The organism is Westiellopsis prolifica IICB1 (assembly GCF_004323185.1).
Classification (GTDB): Bacteria; Cyanobacteriota; Cyanobacteriia; order Cyanobacteriales; family Nostocaceae; genus Pelatocladus; species Pelatocladus prolificus_A.
The window spans coordinates 2,257,052-2,270,600 of record NZ_NAPS01000001.1 but is presented as its reverse complement, the minus strand read 5'-3'; the positions used below and the strand labels follow the sequence as shown (position 1 = coordinate 2,270,600).

The window sequence follows — 13,549 nt, the reverse complement described above, 5'->3', positions numbered from 1 at the left end:
TTGACTCTGGACAATTGACTTTTTACGCTAAATGCTTCATTAGCACGCTTTTCGGTGCTTTGCGGACTCTGGCTAAAATTGTTTCTTTACCTAAACGTTGGCAAGCTTCATAACGATGGCAGCCAGAAAAGCCATAAAATTGTCCATCCACTTCTATCACGTCTATTGGTTCTTGCTGCCCAATTTCAGTAATTGATTCCATTAAGGCTTGCACTTTGTTGGGGTCGTTCTGGCGTGGTAAGGGTCGCCTGATCTGATTTAAGGGTATTTCTTGAACTTTTACCATATCTTTAAAATGTTTCCCAGTCCTCTATATAAATCATAGTCATTATGAGTTTGTATTGCAACTATTTTGTTAAAAGAGTTTAAAATATAGCCAACATCAGTAGCCAAATAACCTCATAAAGCGACTAAACTACAAGGGAAATTCGTCGTCTAATTTATTAAAGATGATACTGGCTGCGGATCTACTTATATGAAAATATCGCTCTGGCGTTGTTCGTATACTGTACTGACAACATTTTGTTTATTGGGCTTGACGGCTGCATCGCGTCCTCAAGGATTGGCGAATGATGTAGAACTGCGAGTTGGGATTGTGCAGCGTTTTGGAGATCATCCAAAAGAACAGTTGCTAGTTGAACCCACAGAGGGCGATCGCTTGCAGTTAAAATTCAAAAAAGGTAATAATCAGGGACAAACTCTAGTTACAAACAAACCGATAAAATTAGAAGTCACGATGCAACCGTTAGCGGAACCAGCAATTGAGGAACGGGTGGTGCTGGGAACTTACCGGACTTATGAAACAGCCGAAGATAGTGCGAAAAATTGGCAATCCAAGGGTATAGAAGTAGAAATCGCTCAACCAGAACGTTGGCAAATATGGGCAAAACGGGATGTTTACAGCACTCCTTTGCTACGTCGCTTACTATTAGAAAGCTTGCAAGCTGCTGGTAAAGCTAAAGTACTGATTGATACTAAAACTCCGCAAAAAGTACCACGAGTGAGCTGGGTAATAGATGGCAAGCGTTACAGTGATGACTATTTAGAAATTAGCAGCAATAAAAATTTAATCAAGGTAAACGAAACCAATAAACCACAAAATGCTCGACTCTACGCCGGACGTTTACAGTTACAGTCAAATGCTTATGGTACTTACACTTTAGTAAACTTAGTGCCTTTAGAAACATACTTGCGTGGAGTAGTACCCTATGAAATAGGTACACAAGCCCCAAAAGCCTCAATGGAAGCACAAGCGATTATTGCTCGTACCTATGCTCTGCGAAATATACATAGATTTGAAGCAGATGGGTATCAATTATGCGCTGATACACACTGTCAAGTTTATTATGGATTGAAGGGAGCCACTGCCGCTACAGATCAGGCGATCGCTACTACACGAGGTATGGTACTAACATATAATGATGAGTTGGTAGACGCCCTTTATTCTTCTACCACTGGCGGTGTGACAGCTGCTTTCAGCGACGTTTGGAATGGAGATGACCGTCCTTATCTGCAACCGATAATTGATTCTCCGAGCAATATTTGGAACTTGCGGGGGCAAAATCTCGCAGATGAAAACAACTTCCAGCGATTTATCAACCTGAAAAAGGGGTTTAATGAAAGCGAGTGGGATCTGTTCCGCTGGCGTAGAGAAACCAAACTAGAAGATATCACCAAAGGTTTACAGAAATTTCTGAAGGTAAAGAATAGCCCTTATGCTAAGTTTAAAACCATCAAGGGGATGAAAGTAGTAGAACGCAGCAAAAGCGGACGTATTCTCAAACTAGCTGTTGACACAGAAATTGGCACATTTTACCTATACAAAGATGAAGTTCGTAGTGCCTTTTTTGCTCCGGTAAGTACATTATTTTACCTGCAACCTCTCAATAAAGGTCAACCGGGGCTTTGGGGATACGCTTTTGTTGGTGGTGGACTTGGACACGGAGTTGGTTTGAGTCAAACAGGCGCACAAAATCTAGCTCAATTAGGTTGGTCGAATGCAAAAATATTAGAGTTTTACTATCCTGGCACTCAAATTCATATTCTCGACAATAATATTAAATTAACGAGCAGAAATTTTTAGAAGGATGTAAGGGTGTGAGGGTAGGGTGTTAACTTTGTACCATATATAGGACTCATATTTGATTTCTGAAATATACGTAGTAGCGTGTCAAGGCTAAAATAGTGCATTAATAAACCGCAGAGGAAGCAGCGAAAAGTTTGAGCGGAGGTTTCCTCCGTTCGCGCAGCGTCCCGGAGGGAACTTCAAAGCTTTTCAAGAGAGAGAACACAGAGATAGAATCAGAGATTTATTGCAACATTTTAGTCTAGACACGCTACTACAGATACTTAGATTTTTTCATAAATAAAATCAGACTCCTATAGTTTGCAAACTTATGCGAAGGATGAAAGTGCAGAGCTGCAAGCCTAAACTTATTGAATCGCGTAGGGTGTGTTACGGCTTTGCTATCACGCACCATTTAGATAGCGGTGCGTTAGGCGCTTTTCAAGTATTTTTCATTACAAATCATATTTAAGTCTGCGCCTAACACACCCTACCGTGATTTTATTTTTACTTTATAAATTACCTCTCACACCCTTTTTTCCAATTGCGGAAGTGTAGCCAGTTCACGTAGAAGTATTAAACTAGTAAAAGAGGGCAGCTACGATTTAGGTAAAAAGCTTGCTGTACAAGCTTTTTGTCTATATTTTTAGATGCGTTCAATAATCAAGCGAATAAGGCAGGAAGGCAACTTTATGCATTTCCTGCCGTTTTGCCAAGATACTACTTGACTTTTTGCCAAATTTAGGTGCTTGGGGCAGACGCAAAAGAAGAATTTTTTTGTTGTCTGTCCTGCTTTTTTCCCTATTTTTAGGGCATCAATGACTCTTGCAAGAGATGTAGATGTGAGGCGCCTAAGTTTTAGTAGAGTTCTTCTTCTTTGTGGGTTTCGATGGTGCAGTCTCCGGTTGGATAAGCAACACAGGTCAGGATATATCCAGATTCCATTTGGTCATCATCCAAGAATGATTGATCAGACTGGTCTGGAGCAGAACCAGACACAAGCTTACCAGCACAGGTGGAACAAGCACCAGCACGACAAGAGTAGGGCAAGTCCAGACCAGCATCTTCAGCAGCATCTAGAATATAGGTATCGTCGTCGCACTCAATAGTTGTATTCAGCCCTTCAGCTTCGCTAACGAGTGTAACTTTGTAAGTTGCCATGCAGTAATCCTCTCTTTTGCAAGCGGCAGTATAATTTATCTTGAAGCAAACAATTCGGCTAGTCCTATAGGATTAGTCGGTTGTGATATTTTGCTTCACTTCTGATACTACGAGAAAAAGAAAAGGATGTAACCGGAATTTCAAGGCGATTAGTAATGAAATTTAGTTACTTGCTAACAATAAGTTTTGCTTATAAAATAAACCAGGTGGTAGTTAATCTATTAGATAATTTTATAAATTTGAAAAGAAGCTTGAATGTATTGACATATCGTCTAAATTAGCTGCTTAAGTTCTGACAGTAGTTAAGTCTGAGTAAACTACAACTAATTTATCGACCTACATTGCGAATGTATCGGCTCACATTGTTAATGTATCGACCTACATTGTTAATGTATCGACCTACATTGTTAATGTATCGACCTACATTGTTAATGTATCGACCTACATTGTTAATNACATTGTTAATGTATCGACCTACATTGTTAATGTATCGACCTACATTGTTAATGTATCGACCTACATTGTTAATGTATCGACCTACATTGTTAATGTATCGACCTACATTGCGAATGCAGCCGTCTGTACGATTTATTTAAGAACATCTTTATATTGACAGGACTTACGCAAAAGTCGCCAAAAAGCTTAATTTATTTAACCGCCAAGGAGCCTTAGACGCGCAAGCGGCTACCTGCGGAAGCCACTACCTACGGTAGGCGCGTAGCGACTTCTGCAAGTAGCCGCAGAAGCGTCTACGTGTCTACCGTAAGGTAGAACGCCAAGAATTTGTAGAGTGTGCGTAAGTCCTAATTGATTGATCGTGCGATCGCGTTCTGGAATAGCCTTAAAATGAAGTCCCAAGTCGGAAGTACAGTTTTTATATCTGGATTTAAACTCCGAAGCGTTGGAAAAATTCGTTTTAATTCCGACTTGCGACTTCGTTAGAAGTTGTCGGGCATCTATAACGCCTCATAATTAATGAAACAGACCACTAGTTAGGAATGGATGAAAAAGTGCGTATTGGTTTAGTTGGTACCGGGTATGCGGCAAAGTTACGCGCAGAAGCGTTGATGGATGATGAGAGATCGCACCTTGTGGCTGTGACTGGGAACACACCCGCAAAAACAGTGGTCTTTGCTGAGGAATTCCAGTGTCAAGTCATGAGTTCTTGGGCAGAACTTGTCACCAGAGATGATATAGACTTAGTAATAATTTGTACTGTAAATCGAGATCATGGTGCGATCGCAGCATCAGCACTTTCCAGCGGTAAACACGTAATTGTTGAGTATCCCTTAGCTTTGAATGTACCAGAAGCAGAGAAACTCATTGCCCTAGCAAAAACTCAAAAGAAACTCCTACACGTAGAACATATAGAACTTTTGGGTGGTGTGCATCAAGCTCTGAAGCAAAATTTACCAAAAGTTGAGCAGACCTTTTTTGTTCGCTACAACACTATTAAACCTGAATATCCCGCACCTCATAAATGGACTTACAGTCATGAACTTTTCGGTTTTCCTTTAATGGGAGCATTGTCAAGATTACATCGCTTGACTAATTTATTTGGTCAAGTTCTGACAGTCAATTGTCACAATCGTTTTTGGGCAAGGGAAACAGAATATTATCAAAGTTGTTTCTGTGTAGCTCAGTTGAGTTTTAGTAGTGGACTGCTAGCACAAGTGATCTATGCTAAAGGCGAAACTATGTGGCAACCAGAACGTAGATTTGAGGTTCATGGTGAAAAAGGAGGATTAATTTTTGATGGTAATGCTGGAGTGTTAGTCAAGGCGGAGGAAACCACACCCATAGAGATTGGTAGTCGCCGAGGATTATTTGCTAAAGATACAAATATGGTGTTAAACCATCTTTTTGATGGCACTCCCCTGTATGTTACTCCAGAGGAAAGCTTGTATACTCTTAAGGTTGCGGATGCAGCTCGGCGTTCTGCCGAAACCGGGTTAACCGCAGTTGTGGATGAATAAAGATAATAAAAATCCTATGAAAAATCAAACTATTGTAATTTTATCCCAAAGAGAACTAGAGAAAATGCGTAAGGCTGGTCATTTGGCAGCCGAACTTTTACATCATTTAGAACCGATGGTGAAACCAGGAGTCAGTACTCTGGAAATCAACGATGAAGCAGAACGCTGGACACAGGCTCATGGAGCGAAAAGCGCACCTCTTGGTTACAAAGGCTACCCAAAGTCAATTTGTACTAGCATCAATGAAGTAGTGTGTCACGGTATTCCTAATGCCAAGCAAATTTTAAAGGATGGTGACATTATCAATATCGATGTGACATTGATTGTGGATGGTTATCACGGCGACACATCTAAAACATTCTTTGTTGGTACACCTTCGCCATTAGCCAAAAAATTAGTCGAGGTGACAAAAGAATGTCGTGACAGAGGTATTGCTGAAGTGAAACCAGGCGCACGCATTGGAGATATTGGTGCTGCAATTCAAGAATATGCTGAATCACAGGGTTTTTCTGTAGTCCGAGACTTTGTTGGACACGGAATCAGCAATATTTTTCATACCGCACCAGATATTCCCCATTACGGCACACGTGGCAAAGGTAGAGTACTCAGACCTGGTATGGTATTTACCATCGAACCCATGATTAATGAAGGTACTTGGGAAGTTGAGGTTTTAAGCGATGGCTGGACTGCTTTAACACGCGATCGCAAACTTTCGGCACAGTTTGAGCATACAATTGCTGTCACAGAAGATGGTGTGGAAATTCTGACATTGCAGAAACAGTACGCCTAGAAATAAAGTTCCAGGCTAATAGCCAAAGTCCGTTTCAACGGACTAAAAAATTAGAACAATAGCAACCTGAAAACCCTTACCAATGACAAATCACCAATGACTATTGTACAGGCGCGATTCATCGCGTCTCTAGACCAATGACCAATGACAGGATGCCATTTTTCTCACTTTTCTTTGCTACACTGCTTGCAGTCTTTCTGCTACCAAATTTTATGGTTGCTGCTCAAACTTCTTTGATTACTCCCAATGAAAACTTAGTTGTTGAGGGAATTCCACCAATTCCAGCAACACTAGCACAAACAGTTGAGCGCTACACTAATTTTCGTTCTGCTAGTCTCTCTAGTTGGCATCCAGTGCGTCGTGAAATGCTGATATCAACCCGTTTTGCAGACACGCCACAAGTACATTTGGTTAAGTTCCCTCTCGGTAGTCGTCAGCAAATGACTTTCTTTCCAGAACGGGTTGGAGGAGGGACTTTTCAACCAACCCAGGGCGATTATTTTGTTTTCAGTAAAGATATTGGTGGTAACGAATTTAACCAGAATTATCGTTATGATTTGGCGACGGGTGACATTACCTTAATGACCGATGGCAAGTCCAAAAATAGCCGGGGTATATGGTCTAATAGTGGCGATCGCATGATTTACACTTCCACTCGCCGCAGGGGTCAAGATAACGATTTTTACATTGTTGACCCGAAAAATACTCAGAGCGATAAGTTGCTTGCACAAGTTGAAGGTGGTGGTTGGCAACCATTGGACTGGTCGCCTGATGACCGTAAAATCCTGGCAATAGAATATATATCTATTAATGAAAGTTATCTGTGGTTGGTAGATACTAACTCTGGTGATAAAAAATTAATTACACCCAAGTCAGGCAAAGAGAAAGTGTCCTACGGAGGTGGTGTATTTAGCAAAGATGGTAAGGGTTTATATGTAACTACTGACCGTGATTCAGAATTTTTCCGGTTGGCGTATGTTGATTTAGCTACATTAAAACATACCTATCTGACTACTCACATTCCTTGGGATGTAGAAGATTTTGACCTGACAAAAGATGGAAAATACCTAGCTTTTGTGACTAATGAAGATGGAGCAAGCAAACTACATTTATTGGAAACAGCAACTCAGCAAGAAAAGCCTTTACCGAAATTACCAGTGGGGCAAGTATACGGTATTACTTGGCATCCTAACAACGAAGATTTAGGTTTGACTCTAATTTCAGCCCGTTTCACCGCAGATGTGTATTCTGTGAATATCCGCACTAATAAAGTTGAACGTTGGACTGAAAGCGAAACTGGCGGATTGAATACAGTAAATTTCTCTGATGCACAGTTGGTACGTTGGAAAAGCTTTGATGGTAAAACTATATCTGGTTTTCTTTATCGCCCTCCTGCGAAATTTACAGGCAAGCGTCCGGTAATCATTGATATTCATGGAGGACCAGAAGGACAGTCTCGCCCGTCTTTTTTGGGGCGCTATAACTATTACTTGAATGAGTTGGGTGTTGCTTTGCTATTTCCTAACGTCCGGGGTTCCACTGGCTATGGCAAAAGCTTTTTGACATTAGACAATGGTTATCAACGAGAAGATTCGGTCAAAGATATCGGCGCACTTCTCGATTGGATCGCAACTCAACCGAACTTGGATAAAGACCGAATTTTGGTCACAGGTGGTAGTTACGGTGGTTACATGTCCCTAGCAGTCGCAACAAAATATAGCGATCGCATTCGTGCAGCAATTGATATAGTCGGCATTTCCAACTTTGTCACTTTCCTAGAAAATACAGAAAGCTATCGGCGTGATTTACGACGAGTCGAATACGGTGATGAACGTGATCCAAAGATGCGAGGATTCTTGCTGAAAATTTCGCCCGTCAATAATGCTAGTAACATCAAAAAACCGCTATTTGTAATTCATGGTCAAAATGATCCCCGTGTTCCTTTGCGGGAAGCAGAACAAATTGTGGCGACAGTCAGAAAAAATAATGTACCAGTTTGGTATTTAATGGCAAAAGATGAAGGACACGGATTTAGTAAAAAGAAAAATATTGATTTCCAGTTTTATGCAACGGTGATGTTTGTCAAAGAATATTTGCTGAAATAATAAACCCCACTCGACTCAAGTCAAGAGAGCATCGCAAATGTTCAAAAAAACGCCTGCGATTGAAATCGCAGTCTTATAGCAAAAGTCTGCTTTAAGCAGACTATACCAATTTCCTTTAAAAGTGAAACATATTTTTTTGTAGAGACGCGATATATCGCGTCTCTACATTATTTATGTGTATCGCGATTAACGTGAAATGGTATTACCCAAAAAAACAAGTCTTCTTAGTGTCTTAGTGTCTTGGTGTTTCAATGAAATTTATTTAACACCAAGACATAAAGGAGACTACGATTTCAATTGCAGGCGGTTTGAGCAGTTGTGTCTATGCTCTGAGTAGCAGTAGCTTCACCTAAATTAATTTTCACAACGCGATTGCGGACTTCTTCAACTTTGGGAAGAGTCAGAGTCAGAATACCATCGCGGAAATCAGCTTGTACTTTGTCATTCTGCACAGCAACAGGCAAATTCACAACTCGCTGGAACTTACCGTAGCGAAACTCTGAATGCAGGTAGTTTGCATTTTGAGATTGACGCTGACGTTCCCCTGCGATCGCTACAGCGTCACGAGTTACCTGTATATCAAGATTTTTAGCTGTTACACCAGGTAGTTGTGCATGGAAAACCAAGTTATCACCCGTATCAATTAACTCTACAGCAGGAACCCAAGCTGTTGATGTATCGTTTGTTTGATTAGTTTGTGCTGAGAGTTCATCAAAAACTAAATCCATTTGGCGACGCAAGTTTTCTAGTTCGCGGATTGGTTGCAAGTAGCGAATCATCATAATATCATTCACCTCTGCATTGATAACTAGATGGTTGTTTTTAAATTCCTTTAACTGCTGACATTCATAATATTGCCTCAAGTTTTATGTAGTGAAAATACAGACAATACGAATTAGAAAGTAGGGTTTTGCACACCTGGTAATTGAATTTACTTAATGACACAAGTGTAGAGGGCGATCGCACAAATAATGCCATGCCCTCTACACTACTTAAATAAACCTAACATTAACCTTATCAACTTGCCATCTGTGCCTGAGAAACCCAATTGGCGTGGAAGCCGTAAGGAACACGCTGTGGCATCATTATCCGCGCTACAGGTGGAGCTGTGATATTTCGAGCATCAACGACTAATAGCTCAGACTTTTTCGCTAGTGCATCCCAAACCATAGTCAGCAACCAACCATCATCTTCAGAAGTAGCACCAGGACGAGGCGTAAAGACACTATCACCACCAAAGCGTCCCCGACCAAATTCATGTACTTGAGTGCTACCAGTCTCCAAGTCATACTTGAGCAGACCATCCAACAAAAGTCTAGGTCTCATGTAAGTAGCCTGTCGGGATGCGTAGACGTAACGTGTCTTTCGCCCAGTCAGGTCATCGTTAATCCGAGGAAATTCCGTGGCGATATCATTGTTATTTAGCAATTCTTCTTTCACAACACCCGTTGCCAAATTGATCCGGTAGAGATATAGGCGGAAGTGTTCAAATTCAGTATCTCCCCCCTCACCATTGTCTTTCTGAGGAATAAACAGATAGGTATCGGGTGTCCTGGTGGCAATAAGTACTACTTCGTTGCCTTCCTCCCAAGCGTTAGCAACATGGTACAGCATACAGGTCGAGATATTGAACCAGCGGATAGTTCGGTTATCTCCGTGGCGAGGTAGGATACCGATGCGGCTGGGGTTTTGCTTCTCAAATTTAATGGGCAACTGATCCTGCATAATCCGCATCGGACTAAAAACAAGCGGCATATCCAGAAAAAGGGTGTAGTGTTCAGTGATGGCAAAATCGTGCATCATCACTGGCGCAGGTATATCAATAGGTACGGTTCGCAACATTTTGCCCTCTGCGGAAACCACGCTGTATTCCAGATAAGGAGGAGCAATAGGTGCAAAGCCGATCACAATCATTTCACCCGTTTGAGCATCGACTTTTGGGTGAGCTGTAAAAGTAGAAGCAAGCTTACCGTCAAAGGTATTTACCCCAACTGTTTCTAAATCAGGAAGACGAATTTCATAAGGTGCGCCAGCTTCCCACAGTGCCAGCAGTTTGCCTGCGTGCCATATAGTTGAAGTGTTAGCAGTATTCTTCATCATCAAGCCATAAGGGGCATCAAATCGAGGTAGATTCAGCAAACCAGGCCAAATTGACTTACCTTGTTTTTGCTCAATCTCAAACCCCTCTGTGCGAATGTAGCGGTTGCGGTAGCTGGCTTTGCCGTTACTGATATTTACTGCGTGGAGCATTCCATCCCCATCTAACCAGTGATGCAGTCCGATAGGCTCAAATTGGGGATTAGGGCCGTTGCGGAGAAATATCCCATTCAGTCCTTCGGGTAGTTCACCAATGACGGTTAGGTTGTCAGCAGTTATTTCTTGTTTGACTGGGGCAAAATTATCAGTCAAATAAAAATCTGCCATATCTTCTGCCAGGATATTAACTCTGGCAGTAGTGCTGAGGCGACTCAAAATTTGGTAAGGTACACGAGCATAGTAGCCAGTGACCGAAGGCCCTTTACTGACTACTGATGACCGCTCCATCTGTAAGACATTAGCTAGGAATTTGCTATCCAGTAAAGCGCTCATAAATCGCCGCTGCAAAGTATTAGGGCAAGTACCAGCTGGGGCTACTGTGGCGATCGCGAGGGTTTGTATGAGTTCCTTTTCTTTTGCATCTAACACACCCTCAATATACATCAGCGAGTTGAGAGCTTCGTATAACTCCTGAAAATCTTTCTTGTCAGGATAATTTCCTAAATAAGCTTGAAGCCAGCTATAACACTCTTCTGGTTTGACAGGTTGATTGTTTGATAATAGAGTTTTAATTTCTGGATCTTCAGTCAATCCTTTTTGTTGTGCAACTCGCTGTAAAAATTCTTTTTCTTCAGGTTCTAGTACTCCATCAATCCAAGCAATACCAATGAGAATTTTTAACAATTCTTTAGCATTTTTTGATGGTTTTTGTACTATTTCAGCTTGAGGAATTGCTACTTCAAAATGCTCATGTTTAGTGGCATCAGGACGAACATTTTTCTCTGTGGAAAACAAGACTTTTGAACTGTCTGCTGTTTTGACAACAATAAATAAATCGGCATTACCTTCAAATTTCTCAAATTTGCCTTTAAAATCAGCTTCAGTGTAGTTAATTTCAAAAGTGCCAGTACTATTGGTTTTAACTTGTCCTAACTTATCTTTACTGGCAATATCCTTATCAAATGCTTCAACTATTAAGTTAGGAATTCCTAAACCGCTTTCAGCTTCGTAAATTCGTCCAGTAACTTTAAATGTCATTAATTTTATCCTTTTGTAGTTAATTCTTCAAAAGAAATACCTAGCGATGAAATAAGCTTTAAATGCATCTGAGAGGTTATTTTAAAAGTGTTTTACTGTGACTTGAGACACTTATTGATCCTTTTAGCATCAGCTTGAGCGTTGCAAAAAAAATGGATAAAGTCGAGCTAAGGAGACTTGAGTTTTTTCAGTGTTTCAAAATTTAAATGAAGATGCAAGGACAGTTAAGACAGTTAAGACAGTTAAGGAAATATTTAATAAATACTTAATAACTGGTTTTTAGACTCTTGAGCTTTTTGAATCGTCCTGAATGCACCTTTGATAGAACTTTTTGATCGGCTGCAAGATCCCCGACTTCTCTTAGAAGTCGGGGATCTGAATTTACGCTTGATATGGCAAATTTATCAGTTAGCTTTAAGATAGAACTCTATTAAAAAAGAGAGCGGCTATGAATCAGACAGCAACTGAGCGTGTGCGCTGGACTACTACAGACATAGACCTCCTACCCGAAAACGAGGGTACACGCTATGAGATTATAGACGGAGAGTTATTCATGACCAGAGCGCCCCACTGGAAACATCAACGTACTTGCGGTCGTATCTTCCGAGAACTTGATTTTTGGTCAGATTCTAGTGGTTTGGGACAAGCAAGTATTACTCCTGGTGTGCTGTTTTCGGAAACTGATAATGTCATTCCAGATGTGGTTTGGGCGAGTCATGAACGTTTAGCAGCTTTGCTTGACGAAGCGGGACATTTAACAGGCGCACCGGAGTTAGTGGTAGAAGTATTATCTCCTGGTGTGGAAAATGAGCGTCGGGATAGAGAAGCGAAACTCAAGCTCTATGCTTCACGGGGAGTGAAAGAATATTGGATTGCAGATTGGCGATTGCAACAAGTTGAAGTTTATCGGCGGGAAAGTGGAGTTTTAAAGTTGGTGGTAACGTTGTTAGATAATGATGAATTGAGTTCTCCTTTGTTGCCTGGTTTTAGTTGTGTTGTAAGTCGGTTTTTTGTGTAAATGATTATCCGACATTCAGATGAAAGTAGAAATATTATTTTTGAAGCACTAAAGTACTTACTACGAACATTAAACCTCTTGCACGAATGCAAAACTTGCCCTCATCCCCCAGCCCCTTCTGGTCAAAATTGGGAGAAGGGGAGCCAATTTCCAAGTCCCTCTCCCATGTTTGGGAGAGGGATTTAGGGAGAGGGGAAAGATTCATGCAAGAGGTCTATTAATTAAATTTTGAACAACAAGAACCCCGACTTCTCTAAGAAGTCGGGGTTCTGTTCGTTTTTAAGCATTCATATTTTGTGGAAATACTTTATTTAAATCTAGAGACAAGTCAGGGAAGCAAGGCAATGATATTACTTGATTTGGTAAGATAATTCTTTTATTTAAATAACCGTATTTACCTTGATTATCCTGATATGGTTCGCTGTAATATTCGAGATAATTATCACCCAAATTAATTATCCAATAATCAGCAATACCTGCTTTAGCATAGAGAGGAATTTTCACATCTCGGTCATAATATAAAGAGGAATCTGCAACTTCTATAACTAACAACGTATCAGCAGGTTCGGGATGACCAAAAAGATAATCATCTGAGCGATTTTTAAGAATAGCAAAATCTGGTTCTGGTTCACTGTTGGGCGGTAAGATAATTGGCGCTTGAGATTGTAAAGTTGCTCTGTCTCCTACTAATTTTGGCAGTTCCTTTAACAATTTTCGCAAACAAGTTTCGTGGGCTTTGCCCTTTGCTACCATTTGAATAATTTCTCCATTGATTAATTCAATGTGATCATCTTCACCAAAAAAGCCCAGTTCCGCGAGTTTGTGATATTCAGCTACGGTAAAACGTTTAGCTTGAGCAATACTCATATATATTTACTTCCCAAGGGAAAAGCGATCGCCTGCATAGCAGTACTATTTAATTGTTGCCACAATCCGCCCAGGAATAAATGATGTTGTTGGAAAGTGATTGAGGGAATCAAACCCCTCAATCAATTCAAAACGCCTCGTAGTAAGCACTTCAGTGCTTAAAAACTCTTACATTGTTAATGTATCGACTTACATTGTTAATGTATCGACCTGCATTGTTAATGTATCGGCTTACATTGTTAATGTATCGGCTTACATTGTTAATGTATCGGC

At 40.7% G+C, this 13,549-nt stretch carries 11 protein-coding genes; 5 read left to right on the top strand and 6 right to left on the bottom strand.

Annotated features, from left to right (window positions below; genetic code table 11):
• Positions 1–22: 22 nt before the first annotated feature.
• Positions 23–286, bottom strand: a complete 264-nt coding sequence (locus B4U84_RS09625; RefSeq protein ID WP_017313579.1) for a sulfiredoxin — start codon at positions 284–286, stop codon at positions 23–25.
• Between the two features lie 189 nt (positions 287–475).
• Between B4U84_RS09625 and B4U84_RS09620 the strand changes: the two genes are divergently transcribed.
• Positions 476–2,083, top strand: a complete 1,608-nt coding sequence (locus B4U84_RS09620) for a SpoIID/LytB domain-containing protein (RefSeq protein ID WP_131117319.1) — start codon at positions 476–478, stop codon at positions 2,081–2,083.
• An 840-nt stretch (positions 2,084–2,923) separates the two neighbouring features.
• Here B4U84_RS09620 and B4U84_RS09615 read toward each other — a convergent pair.
• Both B4U84_RS09615 and B4U84_RS30470 read right to left on the bottom strand, forming a co-directional pair.
• Positions 2,924–3,226, bottom strand: a complete 303-nt coding sequence (locus B4U84_RS09615; protein WP_017313581.1) for a ferredoxin — start codon at positions 3,224–3,226, stop codon at positions 2,924–2,926.
• A 684-nt stretch (positions 3,227–3,910) separates the two neighbouring features.
• Entirely contained in the window at positions 3,911–4,084 is a 174-nt protein-coding gene (locus tag B4U84_RS30470) for a hypothetical protein (RefSeq protein ID WP_165490265.1), read from the bottom strand.
• A 140-nt stretch (positions 4,085–4,224) separates the two neighbouring features.
• On the opposite strand from B4U84_RS30470, the gene B4U84_RS09610 reads away from it, so the two are divergent.
• The 3 genes from B4U84_RS09610 (at position 4,225) to B4U84_RS09600 (ending at position 8,097) form a co-directional block, all read left to right on the top strand.
• Positions 4,225–5,202, top strand: coding sequence for a Gfo/Idh/MocA family protein (locus B4U84_RS09610; RefSeq protein WP_131117316.1), 978 nt, complete (start codon positions 4,225–4,227; stop codon positions 5,200–5,202).
• Between the two features lie 16 nt (positions 5,203–5,218).
• Positions 5,219–5,992, top strand: a complete 774-nt coding sequence (gene map, locus B4U84_RS09605; RefSeq protein ID WP_026082184.1) for a type I methionyl aminopeptidase — start codon at positions 5,219–5,221, stop codon at positions 5,990–5,992.
• A 212-nt stretch (positions 5,993–6,204) separates the two neighbouring features.
• Positions 6,205–8,097 (top strand): S9 family peptidase, encoded by a 1,893-nt coding sequence (locus B4U84_RS09600; protein WP_131118844.1) that lies wholly within the window; start codon positions 6,205–6,207, stop codon positions 8,095–8,097.
• 293 nt (positions 8,098–8,390) lie between these two features.
• Here B4U84_RS09600 and B4U84_RS09595 read toward each other — a convergent pair whose 3' ends face one another.
• Positions 8,391–8,879: an Hsp20/alpha crystallin family protein gene (locus B4U84_RS09595; protein ID WP_131117313.1), complete on the bottom strand. Its 489-nt coding sequence runs from the start codon at positions 8,877–8,879 to the stop codon at positions 8,391–8,393.
• A 235-nt stretch (positions 8,880–9,114) separates the two neighbouring features.
• Positions 9,115–11,391: a carotenoid oxygenase family protein gene (locus B4U84_RS32105; protein ID WP_131117310.1), complete on the bottom strand. Its 2,277-nt coding sequence runs from the start codon at positions 11,389–11,391 to the stop codon at positions 9,115–9,117.
• 448 nt (positions 11,392–11,839) lie between these two features.
• Between B4U84_RS32105 and B4U84_RS09585 the strand changes: the two genes are divergently transcribed.
• Entirely contained in the window at positions 11,840–12,409 is a 570-nt protein-coding gene (locus tag B4U84_RS09585; RefSeq protein ID WP_131117308.1) for a Uma2 family endonuclease, read from the top strand.
• Positions 12,410–12,688: 279 nt separating this feature from the next.
• On the opposite strand, the gene B4U84_RS09580 is transcribed toward B4U84_RS09585, so the two are convergent.
• Positions 12,689–13,276, bottom strand: coding sequence for a Uma2 family endonuclease (locus B4U84_RS09580; RefSeq protein WP_131117305.1), 588 nt, complete (start codon positions 13,274–13,276; stop codon positions 12,689–12,691).
• Positions 13,277–13,549 lie beyond the last annotated feature (273 nt).

Coding starts and splice junctions, on each gene's coding strand:
- B4U84_RS09625 (WP_017313579.1), bottom strand. CDS start 286: ATGGTAAAAGTTCAAGAAATACCCTTAAATCAGATCAGGCGACCCTTA.
- B4U84_RS09620 (WP_131117319.1), top strand. CDS start 476: ATGAAAATATCGCTCTGGCGTTGTTCGTATACTGTACTGACAACATTT.
- B4U84_RS09615 (WP_017313581.1), bottom strand. CDS start 3,226: ATGGCAACTTACAAAGTTACACTCGTTAGCGAAGCTGAAGGGCTGAAT.
- B4U84_RS09610 (WP_131117316.1), top strand. CDS start 4,225: ATGGATGAAAAAGTGCGTATTGGTTTAGTTGGTACCGGGTATGCGGCA.
- map (WP_026082184.1), top strand. CDS start 5,219: ATGAAAAATCAAACTATTGTAATTTTATCCCAAAGAGAACTAGAGAAA.
- B4U84_RS09600 (WP_131118844.1), top strand. CDS start 6,205: ATGGTTGCTGCTCAAACTTCTTTGATTACTCCCAATGAAAACTTAGTT.
- B4U84_RS09595 (WP_131117313.1), bottom strand. CDS start 8,879: ATGATGATTCGCTACTTGCAACCAATCCGCGAACTAGAAAACTTGCGT.
- B4U84_RS32105 (WP_131117310.1), bottom strand. CDS start 11,391: ATGACATTTAAAGTTACTGGACGAATTTACGAAGCTGAAAGCGGTTTA.
- B4U84_RS09585 (WP_131117308.1), top strand. CDS start 11,840: ATGAATCAGACAGCAACTGAGCGTGTGCGCTGGACTACTACAGACATA.
- B4U84_RS09580 (WP_131117305.1), bottom strand. CDS start 13,276: ATGAGTATTGCTCAAGCTAAACGTTTTACCGTAGCTGAATATCACAAA.